This is a genomic window from Planktothricoides sp. SR001 (assembly GCF_001276715.1).
Classification (GTDB): domain Bacteria; phylum Cyanobacteriota; class Cyanobacteriia; order Cyanobacteriales; family Laspinemataceae; genus Planktothricoides; species Planktothricoides raciborskii.
Window position 1 is genome coordinate 14,422 of the sequence record NZ_LIUQ01000011.1, and the last position, 14,993, is coordinate 29,414.

Annotated in this window: 10 protein-coding genes; 4 read left to right on the forward strand and 6 right to left on the reverse strand. The window is 44.9% G+C overall.

Going from position 1 to position 14,993, the window contains the following annotated elements:
- Positions 1 to 171: 171 nt before the first annotated feature.
- Positions 172 to 921, reverse strand: a complete 750-nt coding sequence (locus tag AM228_RS08715) for a DUF561 domain-containing protein (protein ID WP_054465739.1) — start codon at positions 919 to 921, stop codon at positions 172 to 174.
- Here AM228_RS08715 and AM228_RS32175 point away from each other — a divergent pair.
- The 3 genes from AM228_RS32175 (at position 920) to nadB (ending at position 3,650) form a co-directional block, all read left to right on the forward strand.
- Complete coding sequence (locus tag AM228_RS32175) at positions 920 to 1,120, forward strand: hypothetical protein (protein ID WP_156331640.1); 201 nt, start codon at positions 920 to 922, stop codon at positions 1,118 to 1,120. The two genes, AM228_RS08715 and AM228_RS32175, sit on opposite strands and share 2 nt — an antisense overlap.
- Positions 1,121 to 1,317: 197 nt before the next feature.
- Positions 1,318 to 1,749 (forward strand): photosystem II complex extrinsic protein PsbU, encoded by a 432-nt coding sequence (gene psbU, locus AM228_RS08720; protein WP_054465740.1) that lies wholly within the window; start codon positions 1,318 to 1,320, stop codon positions 1,747 to 1,749.
- A gap of 146 nt (positions 1,750 to 1,895) precedes the next feature.
- Positions 1,896 to 3,650, forward strand: a complete 1,755-nt coding sequence (gene nadB / locus AM228_RS08725) for an L-aspartate oxidase (protein ID WP_082348805.1) — start codon at positions 1,896 to 1,898, stop codon at positions 3,648 to 3,650.
- A 146-nt stretch (positions 3,651 to 3,796) separates the two neighbouring features.
- Here nadB and AM228_RS08730 read toward each other — a convergent pair whose 3' ends face one another.
- From AM228_RS08730 to AM228_RS34115, 5 genes are all read right to left on the reverse strand, one after another.
- Positions 3,797 to 4,057 carry a hypothetical protein gene (locus AM228_RS08730; protein WP_054465741.1) on the reverse strand — a complete coding sequence of 87 codons (261 nt, stop codon included), beginning with the start codon at positions 4,055 to 4,057 and terminating at the stop codon, positions 3,797 to 3,799.
- Positions 4,058 to 4,706: 649 nt separating this feature from the next.
- The gene (locus AM228_RS08735; RefSeq protein ID WP_054465742.1) at positions 4,707 to 10,124 is read right to left on the reverse strand and encodes a hypothetical protein; all 5,418 of its coding nucleotides are present in this window, start codon (positions 10,122 to 10,124) and stop codon (positions 4,707 to 4,709) included.
- 1,501 nt (positions 10,125 to 11,625) lie between these two features.
- Positions 11,626 to 12,072, reverse strand: a complete 447-nt coding sequence (locus tag AM228_RS08740) for an SRPBCC family protein (RefSeq protein WP_054465743.1) — start codon at positions 12,070 to 12,072, stop codon at positions 11,626 to 11,628.
- Positions 12,073 to 12,461: 389 nt separating this feature from the next.
- Entirely contained in the window at positions 12,462 to 12,749 is a 288-nt protein-coding gene (locus AM228_RS36705; RefSeq protein ID WP_354636429.1) for a transposase, read from the reverse strand.
- A 195-nt stretch (positions 12,750 to 12,944) separates the two neighbouring features.
- Complete coding sequence (locus AM228_RS34115; RefSeq protein ID WP_054465744.1) at positions 12,945 to 13,244, reverse strand: helix-turn-helix domain-containing protein; 300 nt, start codon at positions 13,242 to 13,244, stop codon at positions 12,945 to 12,947.
- 268 nt (positions 13,245 to 13,512) lie between these two features.
- On the opposite strand from AM228_RS34115, the gene AM228_RS08750 reads away from it, so the two are divergent.
- A complete protein-coding gene (locus AM228_RS08750; RefSeq protein WP_054465745.1) occupies positions 13,513 to 14,877 on the forward strand; it encodes a protein kinase in 1,365 nt (454 codons plus the stop codon).
- Positions 14,878 to 14,993 lie beyond the last annotated feature (116 nt).

The following is a 14,993-nucleotide window of genomic DNA, read 5'->3' on the forward strand; positions in this document are numbered from 1 at the left end:
GAGCAAATTTTTGCCCATTTTACTCGCCATATGTCATTCCCGCGAATGCGGGAATCCACATTTTTCAGTACATTAATTTACGGTTTCGTAGGGTGGGCAAATCTTGCCCACCCTACATTTTTAAGTCATTCCCGCGAATGCGGGAATCCACATTTTTCAGCGAATTTGATCCTACACCGCAACTTGAGAACGGCTGACCGTAGCCAAGGCTTCAACCAAACTACGCACCACAGCGATCATTTCGATTTCGCTTTCCAGACGGTTGACAGCAGAACCAACACCGACACCAGCGGCGCCCGCAGCGATCGCCATTGGGGCCGTGACGCTAGAAATGCCGGAGGCACATAACACGGGCACGGATACGGCGCGAGAAATTTCCGCCGCTGCTGCCAAAGTGGGGGCAGCTTTTTCAATCAAGCCCAGAGTGCCGGGGTGAGCGGGCTGGCTGCTGGTGCCGCCTTCGGTTTGGATAATATCCGCCCCAGCTTTGACCAATGCTTCGGCCAATTCTACTTGTCGATCCAGTTCCAGAATGTGCGGAACGGTGACAGATAAGGTAATTTCCGGCAACAGGGCGCGAGTTTCGCGGGTCAGTTGCAGCACTTCTGCCGCTTCAAACCGGATGCCTTGGGCATAAAACGCATCAAAATTACCGATTTCAATTAAATCCGCACCGGCAGCGACTGCCGGGACAAACTTGGCGGCTTCTACCGCAGAAACGCAGATAGGCAGGTTGGTTAAGCTTTTGGCTAATTTGACCAATTCTGGGTCAGCGGCAATATCCAGAAAAGTAGCCCCACCGCGATCGGCAGCCCGAACCACTTTGGCGACGCTGGTCGGATCGAAGTTGGTCAGTCCGGCAATAATTTTAAGAGCGCGGCCTTCTTGGAATGCTCTCTGTAGTTTTGGTTGAATCGTCATGGTTCTACCCTGCGAAAATGATCATCCTCATTTTGACATTGACCGGCGATCGAAGCCAGTCAGCCTGGGAATCAAAATCATTCATCAATCTTTACAATTCACCCAAAAGGGCGGACACCAACCATCCACCGCCCTTACCACGGATTCTCCGCAAGGCACTCATCCTAGGGAGCGATCGCTCCTGCCGCCTTCAAAGTAGCGACTCACCGCCAAGCTATTGTGTTCGATGCCTGATTATTGTTAAATATCATTGCCCCCCGGTTTGGTACTTTCTCGTCACCAAACCTAGGGGGTTTTCTTGGTGTAAGGGCATTGATCTGCTAGTCAGAGATATTAAATTGCCAGAATTCTGCAATAATTTCCAATAATGTTTATGAGTCAGATTGGGAGTAATTTATGAGACGATTGCTGCGCTCATTGGCGGTTGTATGTGTATTTAGCCTAAGTCTGTTGGGATGGATGGGTTCTGCCCAGAGTGCATTAGCGGCTAATTTAACCCAGTTCGCCCAAAATGCGCCCTTCCTATTCGCCGAAGTCAAGCTTCGCAATCCCCTGGAAGACAAATTTTACGAAATCGGCAACAAAATCGATTTAAATAACACCAATATTCGTTCATTTCGCGAGTTACAAGGGTTCTATCCGAATCTGGCCAGTAAAATTATCAAAAATGCCCCGTATGAAAAGGTTGAGGATGTGTTAAACATTCCTGGACTCTCCGAAACGCAAAAAGCTCGTTTACAAGAGAATCTAGACAAATTCACCGCCACCGAACCACTGCCAGAGTTGATCGAAGGCGACGATCGCATTAACAAAGGCTACTATAAGTAAAATTGCGCTTTGATTGGCCAGAATTTCCTGTCGCCACATCACTAAAAAGTTAGACTTTGAATAAAATCGCCCTTTGCCGAGTAAGGTTAAATAGATCCATAATTCTAGATCAAACCAAGCAACCGACAAGGGGCGATTTTTCATTGGTGAATCCATCAGACTTACTCTCTTCTGCTAAAGACTCTCTGGACTATTTTGATGTCCTGGTGGTGGGTGCTGGAGCCGCCGGTCTTTATGCGGCATTGTGCCTACCAGAATCGTTACAAGTGGGCTTAATTACCAAAGATCAGCTAACAATTTCTGCCAGTGATTGGGCTCAGGGGGGAATGGCTGCGGCGATCGCCTCTGACGACTCACCTCAACTGCATATTCTGGACACCCTCAAAGCGGGCGCCGGACTCTGTGAGCTTCCAGCGGTCAAATTTCTCGCCGAACATGGCAAAGAATGTGTCGAATCTTTAATCAAACTTGGGGTTGGCTTTGACCGGAAAGAAAACGACTTGGCGTTGACCTTAGAAGCAGCCCATTCGCGCCGCCGGGTGCTCCATGCCTCCGACACCACTGGGCGAGCCGTGGTCAGTACCTTAACCGAGCAGGTACTCAAACGACCGAATATTAAAATCTTTTCTCCCGCCCTGGCGATTAGTCTTTGGCTCAAAGAAAATTCGCCCCCCGACAGTCCGCAGAATTCGGCCACGACGCCTCAATGTCAGGGAGTCTGCTTAGTTTATCAAGGGAAAATTTACTGGGTGAGATCCGGTGCCGTAGTCTTGGCTACTGGAGGAGGAGGTCAAGTTTTCGCTCAAACCACCAATCCCTCGGTGAGTACGGGAGATGGAGTAGCGATCGCTTGGCGATCCGGGGCAATTTTAAGAGACTTAGAATTTTTTCAATTTCACCCTACCGCTTTAACCAAACCCGGTGCCCCCCGCTTCCTGATCAGTGAAGCCGTCCGGGGAGAAGGGGCGCACTTGGTAGACGATCAAGGGCGTCGATTTGTGTTTGACTACCACCCATCGGGAGAACTAGCTCCCAGAGATATCGTCAGTCGAGCCATATTTAGCCACTTGCAACATCGGGGGTCAGATCCAGTCACCGGCCATGTTTGGTTGGATCTACGCCCAATTCCCGTAGAGAAAATTCGTTATCGTTTTCCCAACATTATTCGAGTTTGTCAAAAGTGGGGCATTGACCTATTTAATGAACCGATCCCCGTCGCACCAGCAGCCCATTATTGGATGGGGGGAATTGTCACCGATTTAATGTGTGCCACTTCTATCCCCGGTTTATATGCCGTGGGGGAAACCAGCAGCACCGGAGTTCAAGGGGCGAATCGTTTAGCCAGTAATTCTCTGCTCGAATGTATTGTATTTGGCGCACAACTCGGTCATCTTCAACCCAGTTCCCCGCCCAATGAATCGTTAACCAATACTGCCCCGAACAGTTCCCCGAACATCTCGGTTTGGGAAACTTGGCCGAGTCAACAAGCCAAAATCCAACAGATCCGGCAGGATTTACCTCGCGTGGTGTGGCAAAGTGCCGGGATATGTCGGGGACAAGCGGGTTTAGCTGAGGCGATCGCCCAAGTCACCGCGTGGCAAACTGAATTTGCCGCTTTACCCATTACCCAATATCTGATCGACCTTGAACCCAGCCTGCCCATTAGCCTATCTCTCGCGGATGCCGATGGGCAATTACGTCAATGGGCGGAAACCCGCAATCTCTTAGATGTCGCCTATTTAATACTTACCAGTGCTGCTTTTAGAACCGAAAGTAGAGGGGGGCATTATCGGAGCGATTTTCCGCACACGGATCCTAATTGGCAAGTTCACACAATGGTAAAAAGAAACACTTGGTGGAAGTCTGCCCTGGTTTCTAACTCAGACTCCGGTAGCGCATAAATCACCAATGGCTGATTTATCAGCCCACGACAATTTGTCCCATAGACTCAGGGGTTACTAGGGTTAACGGCTAATGTTGGTGGTTAATGGTGGCGATTCGCCCCTAAGTGCGATAGCTTCGCTTCACGGGATCGACGGCAGTCTGATTAAACAGCTAAATCAAATATTTCTACTACACAGCGTCCACCTGCTCCTTCACTTCCCCCATCCGGGTGAGGTTTATCTGGTGGAGGTGGATCCTGTGCCACAATTTGAGGCATAATTATTTGCACAAAAGTTGGCCGATCATAAGATTTGCCAGATGCTCTGTCTTGAGTCTCTGATGAACGTAATGAAATAAGTGAGGCATCAATTCCTAGCCCAATTAGCAAATATGCTGTAGCTGTAAGCTTTAAAATAGCACCCATTTTATAACCCCCTTTGATCGTTTTCCAAGAAAATTAGCTATACTTGGTGACTCGATCTACCTCTAGTATATCAGTAAATCCACCGAGTTGTCCAGTATAACTAACGAATATGCGTAATATTACGCAATAATGTCCGTAGATTTACGGAGTATGATTACTCTGGTGGCGATCGCTTGACTATATTTTGGCTAACTTTGCATCGTCAGATCAATCAATCCTGGTAATAATTGCTTATGGTAAGCGATCGCCAAGTCAAATTATAGCCAAGTCAGCGGCAAGTGAAATACGGATCGATTCTAGCCAAGTTACTAGAAAGATCGGTGCAGTCACCCATGTTTCCTTACTCCGGGTGCGCCCGCAAAAATCAGCGTAGTTATTATAATTAACCCGGTTGTGGGGAAACCCAACCTAATTTATCTCTACTAAGGCTGAACTTGAGATCGATCGCCACTTGCGTAAGTGCTACAAATTTGCGGCCATTGACATAAAAAAACTCCCCGGATGTTTCGGGGGGTTGGAGAAATCACAATTGGAGAGATCAAAATTTAACTGTTTTGCTTACCAAAGGGCTGCCCCTAGGAAAAGATTGCAGCCCTTTGGTGTCATCAACAAATCGTTACACAGCTAGAAAGTCAGTTAGACAATCTCGTTAGACCGAGAACAGTTGCAACTCAGTAGCCGCTTGGTACAAATCTACCGGAGTAATTTCATCCAGAGAAGCAGCACCAGTCTTGTTCAACAGCGGATCTTGGTTTTCTGGCTTATCCTTGATCGCTTGCAAGCCACTGAACACATAACCATCGATCAGACCTTGGCTGGTGAGATATTCTAACTTCTGACTGAAGGTGACATCCTCCATCGACTGGACGCCTGCATAAGCCAAGAGCTTATCTTGAGCAACCGCACCTTCGGCGAAGTCCTTGTCAAAGTCATAGTGCTTAGAAGTTTCCAGACCTTTGTCTAAACCTTGACCCGTGGCAAAGTCTTTGAGTTCTACATCATCGATTTGACCATCGCCATTGAGATCCAGGACTATTTCAGCTTCTGCCTCATCAATAGCACCATCACCATTGAGATCGACATTCAGATCGACTAGGTAGGTTTCACGATACCATGCTGGATCGTACAGGGGTGATGCGGACAAACCTTGCCCTTCGGGAGAGTTTATGAATTCATAAACTTTGTCTGCACCGATGTTGAAGACATTCTCTTCGCGATAGTTGAAGACAATATTTTGAGTGAATTCGGCCTTGAAGTAATCGAAGTTGACGAAACCTTTGAGGTTCAGACCGAGGTCAGCACCTTGCTTGAAGATGAAGCCAAAGACATCCTCATAACTGAAGGTGGGTAACTCTTCCAGTTTCAAGCCGAGTTCTTGGGCGATCGCCTCACCATTAGCCTTAACAAAGCCTTCCACATCAACCGGAGTAATCTTGATGCCGCTAGGATTGACTTCGCTGGCAACGCCGACTTCATAGACATATTGCAGAACTTGTAAGTCGGTGACTTGCTCGATCGCCACCCCAAACTTACTGGTTAAATCAGCGCCGTACTCAGCCCGGACAAACTCATAGTCAATGTCATTAGACAGACCGCCATAGATCGCATCAACCACTATGGCATCAGGGAGTTCAGCCACCGCAGTCACATCAATGCCATAACGTTCGGCGATTTTAACTGCGAATTCTGCCTTCAGGTAATCAACTTCCACGAATTCTATGGGGTTGATTCCGAGTTCCACACCCTTATCGAACATGAACTCGATCACTTGCTTATCGGTCAGCTTGGTGACATCGAAAGTATCAACCGGAGCGATTTGATCGGGTTTAAGGTTGCCACTCTTCTGAACTTTCAGAGACTTGGCTTTGAGCTTCATCGAGCGATCGCCAAAGTCACCAGGGTCGCCGCCAAACTTCAGGTCGCCACTCTTGGGTTTGAGGGAACCGCTCTTACCGAACTTGAGAGAACCGCTCTTAAACTTCTGAGAACCACTCTTAATCTTGATACCCGGTGCCGCAAAGTAGTCAATCAGTGCTTGCTTGTTGGCTTCAACATAGCCAGCAATGTCGATCGCAGACAGTTTGACTTCTTCAGCCCCTAAGACTTCCTTGAATTCAGCACTGTAGGCAATATCAATCAGTTGTTTAGTGCTTAAAGTAGCGCCTTCAGCCAAAGTGATACCTAAAGCATCTAAGATGGTGGTTTGCTCCTCAGCGGTCAAGTTTTCAAACTGATAGCCGACGAAGCCAGCATCAATGGTCTTGTAATCTTCCGCTAACCAGGTCTGAACATCCTTACCGGAAGCCGCGATCGCCGCCGCGTAGGTGGTTTCAAAGTAAGCACTTGCCACGAACCCTTCAAGACTGATACCAAGTGCGGCCCCTTCACCGAGCATAAACTCAACAATCTCATCAGGCTTGAGTTCTGCCACTTCCTTGAGATCAATACCTAAAGCATCGGCGATCGCTTGACCATTAGCCTTGACATATTCACTCACCTTGAATGGTGAGATTTCAACGCCTTCCAAAGTTGGTTGGGAGTACAGATACTCAACCAATTGCTTATAGGAGACTTTGGCGATCGAATCTACCCCAAAGGCTGACAGTACAGCCGCTTCACCCAGCTTAGTCACCAAGCCACTCAAGCAGAAGTCAGCATCTAGTCCATCAGTCAACCCGCCAAACTCGGCATCCAGAACCAACTCAGCGCTGAGGGTACTGACATCTTCCACCCCATACAACTCTTTCAGCAGGGCTGCATTTTCTGTGCGATAGAGTTCGATATCTTCCGCAGAAACATAATCAGACAGATTAATGCCAAACTTCCAGCCTTCCTTGACCATGAACTCACGGACTTGACCTTGGCTGAGTTCTGCCACATCGGTGACACCAAAGAAAGCGAGTAATTTGTCCTGATGATCTGTGCTGTACTTAGCAATATCAAATGCTGAAAGTTTCGTCAAACCAGCCTCCAAACCTTCCGTGAAGATATAGGCTTTCAATTCTTCACCTTCCAGGTCTTTCACCAGCAAACCATCAGCGGTGACTTCTTCGCCATATTGAGCCTTGTAATACTCCTCATCAACATAAGGAGCGCCATTACCGAACACAAAATTGATCACATCTTGATCGGTAAAACTTGCCCCAACATATTGAGTCAGCGCCGCCGTAAATTTAGTCTTATAGAATTGGACATCGACCACTTGGGTAAGATCGATTCCCATTTCTACAGCAGGCCGAAAGATAAACTGTTTTAGTTCATACTCAGTCAGGGTTTCGACATCTTCGACCCCAAAGAATTCCTTGAGTTTATCGCTGTAAGTCTCACTTAGAACATCGAACTTAAACGGACACAGTGCGAGTCCTTGTTCCTTCCCTTCATTCAGAGCAAAATCAGTAATTTGCTCATCGGTCAGGTCATCAACTGCAACCCCTAAATCTGCCGCAAATGCTTTCAGTGCTTCTATGTGAACTTCCTTATAGAAGCGGATGTCGATAACGATGCCACCATTGCTAAAGATTTTGTCGAGAACTTGTGCCTCTTCGAGTTGAGCAACGCCTTCTTCCCCGTCGGCAATATCGAATTTTTCCCGAATCTTATCCTTGTGAATTTTCTTGGCAAAACCAGGGTTAAAGAATGGCGACAAATTCAGACCTAGTTCTAAACCTTCCTTAGAGGTAATAAACTCGAACAGTTCGAGGTTATTCTCGATCTTAATGCCCAATGCTTCCAGCTTCTTGCCGTTCGCTGACTTCAGCCATCCTAATTTAATCAATGGGGTCGGACTGAAACCGAGTTCAATACCTTTCTTGATCAACTCTTCCTGGCTGAGTCCGGCAATTTCTGTTTCAGTCAAGCCTTGGGCAATCAGTTTGCTGGTGACTTTGGTCTGAATCACCGTTGAGAAGTAAGACACATTCACAAAAGCGGAAGTGTTCAACCGTGTGTCTTGGGCAAATTTCAAGATAGCGTCTACTTGCTCTTGGGTCAGGTTCGCGAAGTCAAACTCTGGGAACTGTTCTGCCAACTTGTCTTGGTTGTTCTTGATAATGTATTGAACATCAAGAAACGCCGTGGGTGCTGGGATTGGGGAAGCATCATCGCCCGGTTCTTCGCTCGGTTGATCGCCCGGTTGATCGTCCGGTTGATCGTCCGGTTGATCGTCCGGTTGATCGCCCGGTTCTTCCGGAGATACTGGGGTGATCGGCTGACTGTCAGAAGGCAGGGGAATATTTAGCACTAGCTCCGCATCACCATTGGCATTATCAGCATTATCAGCATTATTGGCATTATCGGCATCATCGTCCATTGCACCGCCGATCGCTTCTTGACCTTCGCTCGAGGATATGAACTCTAACAATGACTCCAATGAGATGGATGTGCTAGAAGAACTGCTGATTAGAGTGCTAAAACTGGTGCTGACAAATTCTAACAGAGATTCAAAGCTGATTTCGCTGACTGTAGCTACACCAAAGAAGCTGCTAATCTGTTGGCTGGTGAAGCTAGTTTCCAGAGAGGTAAACAGATTGCTAAAGAATTCAACCAGGGAACCAAAGCTAACTTCAGTGGCACTGCTGACATCAAACAAGCTGCTAATTTGTTGGCTGCTGAAACCAGAAAGACTGGCGATCGCACTGCTGAGGTTGAAAGATTCCGAAGTTTGTAACCCTTGGGCAAAGGACTGGTCGATCGCATAAGAAACCAGTGCAGTCGCATCAATTTGAGCAACTTCAGTCACATTGAAAACACTTTGCAGTAAACTGCTATTCGCTTGAGCAAAGAAGCCCAGATCCAAAAACTTGCTGATCTTGCGTAGCTCTGTGAACCCATAATTAAACATATGCTCAAATGCTGTGGTCAGACCAGCTTCTACAGCTTCAGCCACATCAGGGTTCAGGCTGAGATATTCTTGGACATCAAAAGCACGACTAAACTTGCGTTTTTCCTTGCAACCATACTTAAACAAATGCTCGATCGCGCTGGTTTCACCGGCTTCTACTGCTGCCTTCACATCAGCATTCAAGCTCAGATATTCTTCAGTATTAATCAAGGGATTAAACTTCCGACCCTCTTTCATGCCGTATTTTTTAAAGTGTTCCAGGGCGCTGGTGACACCGCTTTCAACCGCCTCGGCTACATCTGCATTTTGTTCTAGGTAGTAGCTGCTCTTGAAAATATAGCTAAATTCACGCTTTTCAAATTGACCATATTGGAGGTAGTGCGCGATCGCATTAGTTTCACCCGCTTCTACCGCTGCCTTCACATCAGCATTTTGTTCTAAGTAAGCCTCAACACTAAAAATGCGGCTGAATTGACGGAATTCATACTTGCCATATTTGACAAAATGTTCAATCGCAGTAGTTTCACCGGCTGCCACCGCTTGAGCTACATCTGGATTTTCTTCAAGATAAACATCCTCATCAAAAATACCGGAATCTTCTACCTCAGCGATTTCGGCAGAAATAATTTCCGCTTCTGTCGCGTCTTCCGTTACTTCCGCCGTCGCTTCTGCGGTTACATCATCAGTGGTTTCCGCAGTGGTTTCCGCCGTTGTTTCTTCGGTTACTTCTTCAGTCGCTTCCGTTGTTGCTGGGGCGGTTCCTGCTAATTTACTGCTGGCGGAGCGATTTTCCCCAACACTGGTTAGACGTAATCCGAAGTCCTGACTCAAAAACTGATCGACTGTTAAATCACCCGCTGCATTAGATAGAGTAAAAGTCGTGGATTGGATGTCATCAGTAACGATTCCTTCTGTACCAATTTCTACCCCACCATCAAATAGATCGGGATTAACATTCACACCACCACCCAAATCATTAACACTATCAGCGGCAAAAGAAGAACTGGTTACATTGTCTCCCGTGACGGTCATTCCTTCTAATGCAGCATTGTCAGCAACATTAAAGAAAACTCCCCGGATATCGCCGATGGGATTTATCTTATCAAGGCTGACTTGAACCCCAGCTTCGACTTGTTCAAGTTTCACTTGAGCGGTTGTGCCATTTCCATTGGTCACGTCAATGAGATCGATGGTGACAAATTGATTGTTTTGATTTTGGTCGTCCATAATAATTCTCCGGTTTTCCTGAATTAAACTCTGGTCTTATGTTTGTGGTAATTTTCTGAGGAAAATTTTCTTGGGGATTGTTCAGAAAATATACATTTGCCATCCTTCCTTGTCTTAGGCATCGACTGATTAGGCGATCGCAATTTCATGTTTTTTTGCGGATTGTATAAGTGCTACCCTGAATATTCTTGATATATGGTCTATCTAATGCAGTCGTTTTTTGGGTGTTCGGTGATTTTCCTATTGTTTCTGCCCAAGACAACGCATAAATTTTATTTCTATCCTATAATTTATGTAGCTTATTTTTTCTACTGTAGCTTATTTTTTTCTAACTGTCTAGATGTTTTTTTGAAGTTTTTATAAAGCTTAAGCTTTATAAAAACTTCAAAAATATTAAATTAAAAGCTATTAAATTTTAATAGCTTTTATTCAGAGCCGTGAACATAGATGTATTTTTTTGTAATTAAGAAACATTCAGCAGAAAATTCAATATTTTTTATAAAAAAAGCACTAAAAAAATTGATATAATTAAGCTAGAAATTTAATTCTTAATCATATATTTTATAAATTAATTTTAGTAACTTTATATTTTTTGCATAAAAAATCAACAAAAAAACCTAAAGCCACAGATTTTGCACCAAAGACATGGCTCGTGAATCATTAATCATTATGTATTTTATTAATTAAATAGAAATAATCAATGAATTTTTACCCACCAGATTAACTCCCCTGAAAATCTCAATTAAACCGGAGATTTGATCCAGAATTAATGAGTGAAGGATGCCAGGGTGATTAATTTTTTCAAAGCTACCAGTATCCATCTTCATTTTTCTACCTTTTATCTGCTTTGCCTCGATCTATTCTGATGGGAGGCTCACTAATTTGATCGGCACCACTCTAGTGAACCTACTCCCTCCAAGACGGGAAAGGTCATTGATAGGTTCCCTAAAATATTCTGGTGGAGTTTTTTTTCAGAGCATTTCAATTGTGTAGTTTTGTAAACTAGGCTCTGATGTCTTAGCAGTATTGGATTATCAGACCTAGGCTGACCTGTTAAATCTTCACTTCAGAATTGAGAAATCCTTAGCCAATTTTTATGTATGTCAGTGATTCTACGGATATGCGATCGCTTCTGATGGCGATCGCCTTTGACGATCTCTGAGAAAAATTTACCCCAATCAATACATCCTGGATCCCAGGCTCGATTCCCTCGTCTGAGCAACGCGCGATCGCGATTAATGGCGATCGACAGAAGCAATCCCCGACAGCTTACTGCCTTAATATCTAATTATTTAATATCTAACTCTTAATCAGCAATATTTTCGCCCTGGGCAAGGGACTCTCTGGAACGCTTGGTGATAGAAACAAGAATAAAGAGACGGAATCTGCAACGTTGGTGGTTGAAAGATTCCGTCTCTATGGGGGATATCTAAATCCGGGAATGTTTGGAAGGCTTTTTTGCCCAATCAGTCATCTAATCTTGATTCCATTATCACAGGGCTTAATTTTCGGCGTAAGCTTTGAGTGCATAATCACGAAATCGGTCGAGATCCGCTTGAATGGTTGATTCCACCACTCGGCCTAAAAACAGGTTATCCATAATTTCGCCCAAAAATCCGGGAATTTTATAGGAGATGGTCAGTTTCACAATGCTTTTATTGTGGCGGTCATAAAAACGAACAGCCCCTTGGTTAGGCAGTCCATCAATGGATTCCCATTGAATAATCTGATTTGGGACTAATTTTAAAATCCGAGAAAGCCAACTAAATTCAAATCCCCCAGATGCGAGTTTCCATTTAGATAAATCAGGGTCGTCTTCTAGAATCTCCACGGATTCAATCCACTTCATCCACCGAGGCATTTGTTCTAAATCAGACCAAAGACTCCAAACAAAGTCTATGGGGATGTCTACTTCCACAAAAACGCTGTGTTCTAGCCAATTTTTCATGACAATCAAACAATATAGAAAATTTCTGAATTTTAGCAATTATATCATTAATTCAGGTATTGGGGTTAATGGAAAATATTTGAGGCGATCGGCTTGATTTCCCTTTTCTGAATAGCGAAATCGTTGGCTCTCCAGATATCTGAAGAGAATGGGGTAAAGGAATGGGGGAAATTCATCTAGGGAATCGGCTCAATACCTTGATAATTTGATTTTGACTTGATTTTGACTTGATTTTGACTTGATTTTGACTTGATTTTGATCCTGGATCATTTTTTCGGGTTTAAACCGAATAAATACAAATCACATTAGACAAGAGTGCAAAATAAGGGATCGATCCCCCAATTCCCCTTAAAAGCGCCACTCGGCTTTTGAGAATTTTGCCTTCTTGTCTATTGGCTTTCTCTTTGGCTTTTTCTGTGAACCCCTACATGGCGATTGGCTGACCCCGATACTTTTCGACTAACTTTTCTTTGGAGTTTTGCCAGTTTCTTCGATTGCTTTCTACAGGCTCCGGTTGATAGGTTAGCCAGGGCTTTTATCCCCAAATCTATCCCAACTACATCTACTATTTTATCTGTGGGGGCAACGGGAACATCTAGAGAAAAGAGGAAAGAGGTGAACCATGAAAGAGGTGAACCATGAAAGAGTAAAGAGTAAAGAGGTGAACCATGAAAAATATTCTCTCTCCTCTCTCCTCTCTTCTCTCTCCTTCATTTTTGGGGTCGGGAACGACCGGGAGTCTTTCATAAGTTTTTAGACAGCCGATAACTGGTACTTTCAGTTTATTTGATGATAAGATTTTAATTGTCCCATCCAATGTAAAGCTGTCCTGTCTACCTTTTTTCTTAAATTTTGGTCGTGCTTTCTTTTTTTTAAAGCAATCTTGCCACCGTTGGGTGAGATGACAAATAAGCGTACTGAGGCGCACATTTGGAAACTTCATAGTACCAGGGACTTTCTGGCTTGACTAATTTATTTAACCATTTATGTAAGTCAATGGCTGTAGAAAATTTAATTTTTTCTTCTGGGCTACAATGAGTATTATGTGATAAAATACCTAAACATAAACCGTGACCCCAATTGTAGGCATGACGTGCCACTCCCGCATGGCGAGCAAGTTGTTGCCGTTGGGTTTGATTGATTTTAAGTTGTGTTTTAAACCCTAATAACATGGAGTCATAATTCCCACGCGCCTAACCAGATCCAATCTTACCACCACTAATGACCAGATTGACAATTTGAATCTAACAATCGCAGGTCTTTCCTCTGGAAATTTATGACGATTTGAGGAATTTTGGGTAAGATTGGGTAAGATTGGGTAAGTTTTCGGCTTCTGTAGTTAACCCCTATTTTTTGTCACGGCTAAGAAAAAATTAGCATAGACTTGCGTCGTTAATCGGGAAGCATCTGAGGCTTCTATTACTCATAATCGACAATCCCATGCACGCAAAAGTCATTCTGACCATTAGTCAAGGTCAACTCCAAGGAGAGATATTTGAGTTTGATTCTCGCGCCACTTGTATTATTGGCCGAGCCCAGGAGTGCCACCCAAGAATCCCCGATCGCAGAAGCAACCGGGCAATTTCTCGGTATCACTGCCTGCTGGACATCAACCCACCCGCCATCCGAATCAGAGATTTTGGCAGCAAAAACGGCACCTTCGTCAACGGGGCAAAAATTGGCCAACGGCAACCCCATCAAACTGCTCAACAAGGAGCAAAGCTCAACTTCCCCGAATACGACTTAACCGACGGGGATAAAATCAAAATAGGCAACACAGTTTTCCGAGTCAGCGTAGAAGCCGATGGCGGCCCATCTGCTCCTCTTCCCGATGGCGGCCTATCTCCTCTCTTGTCTGGGGGAAATTTCCCCGCACCAGAACACAACCGCTCCTGTGCCCCTCTTCGAGCAATAAATCTCAGAGATACTGTGGAGCAACTACTCAGCCAAACCGGGAGCGATCGCCCTTCGTGCTGCCAAGGTTACGCAATTCAAACAACTTTGGGCAAAGCAAGCAGTAACAAATATGGGGAAGTACACTTAATTCGTCGCACCAACACCGGAGAAAAATCAGCGCTGAAAATCATGGTGCCACAAGTGGCAGTCAAGGAATCAGCCCAAAACTGGTTTTTGGCAGAAATGGAAAAAAGCAAATTATTGAGGCATCCCAACCTCGTCCGACTGAAAAACTTCTGTTTTGCCAACGGGCTATTTTTCCTAGTTGAAGAGTTCTGTAACGGCGGCAATGTTGAGGAACTGATGGCTCAACGAGGCGGTAAATTACCCCCGAACGAAGCGGTGGCCATTGTTTTACAGGTTTTGGAGGGATTGAGCTATGGGCATAGTGCTGGTTTAGTCCACGGGAATTTAAAACCAAGTGAGTTTTTCTTGACTGATATAGGAGGTATATGTTTTGCCAAACTGGGAGTTTTTGGATTAGATCGGTCTTTTGACTTGGCTGGGTTTAGCGGCCAAAGTCTTACGGGAACTAAAGGGTCAATGCCATTTTTTATGCCTCGGCAGCAAGTTCTCAATTTTAAGTATGCTGAACGATCAGTGGATGTTTGGGCCGCCGCCGCTTGTCTTTATTACATGATTACAGGCACTTATCCTAGGGATTTTACTCATAATAGAGATCCATTTTTGACCGTATTAACTACGGAGGCAGTGGCGATCGCCAAACGTTGCCCCGATATCCCCAGACCTCTGGCAAAAGTTATTGACTGGGCATTGGTAGATAACCCAGAAATTCAGCTTAAGTCTGCGGTTGATTTGAAAAACGCTTTGCTAAAAGCTCATCGTTAGTCTGGTGGCTGGTTGATTGGCTGGTTGATTGGTAGGTTGATTGTTTGTAAAAAGTTGTAGTGGGTTGGTAATGCTTACGTCCGCTATAGTGATAGGTCTGATAGGTCTATGGAAAT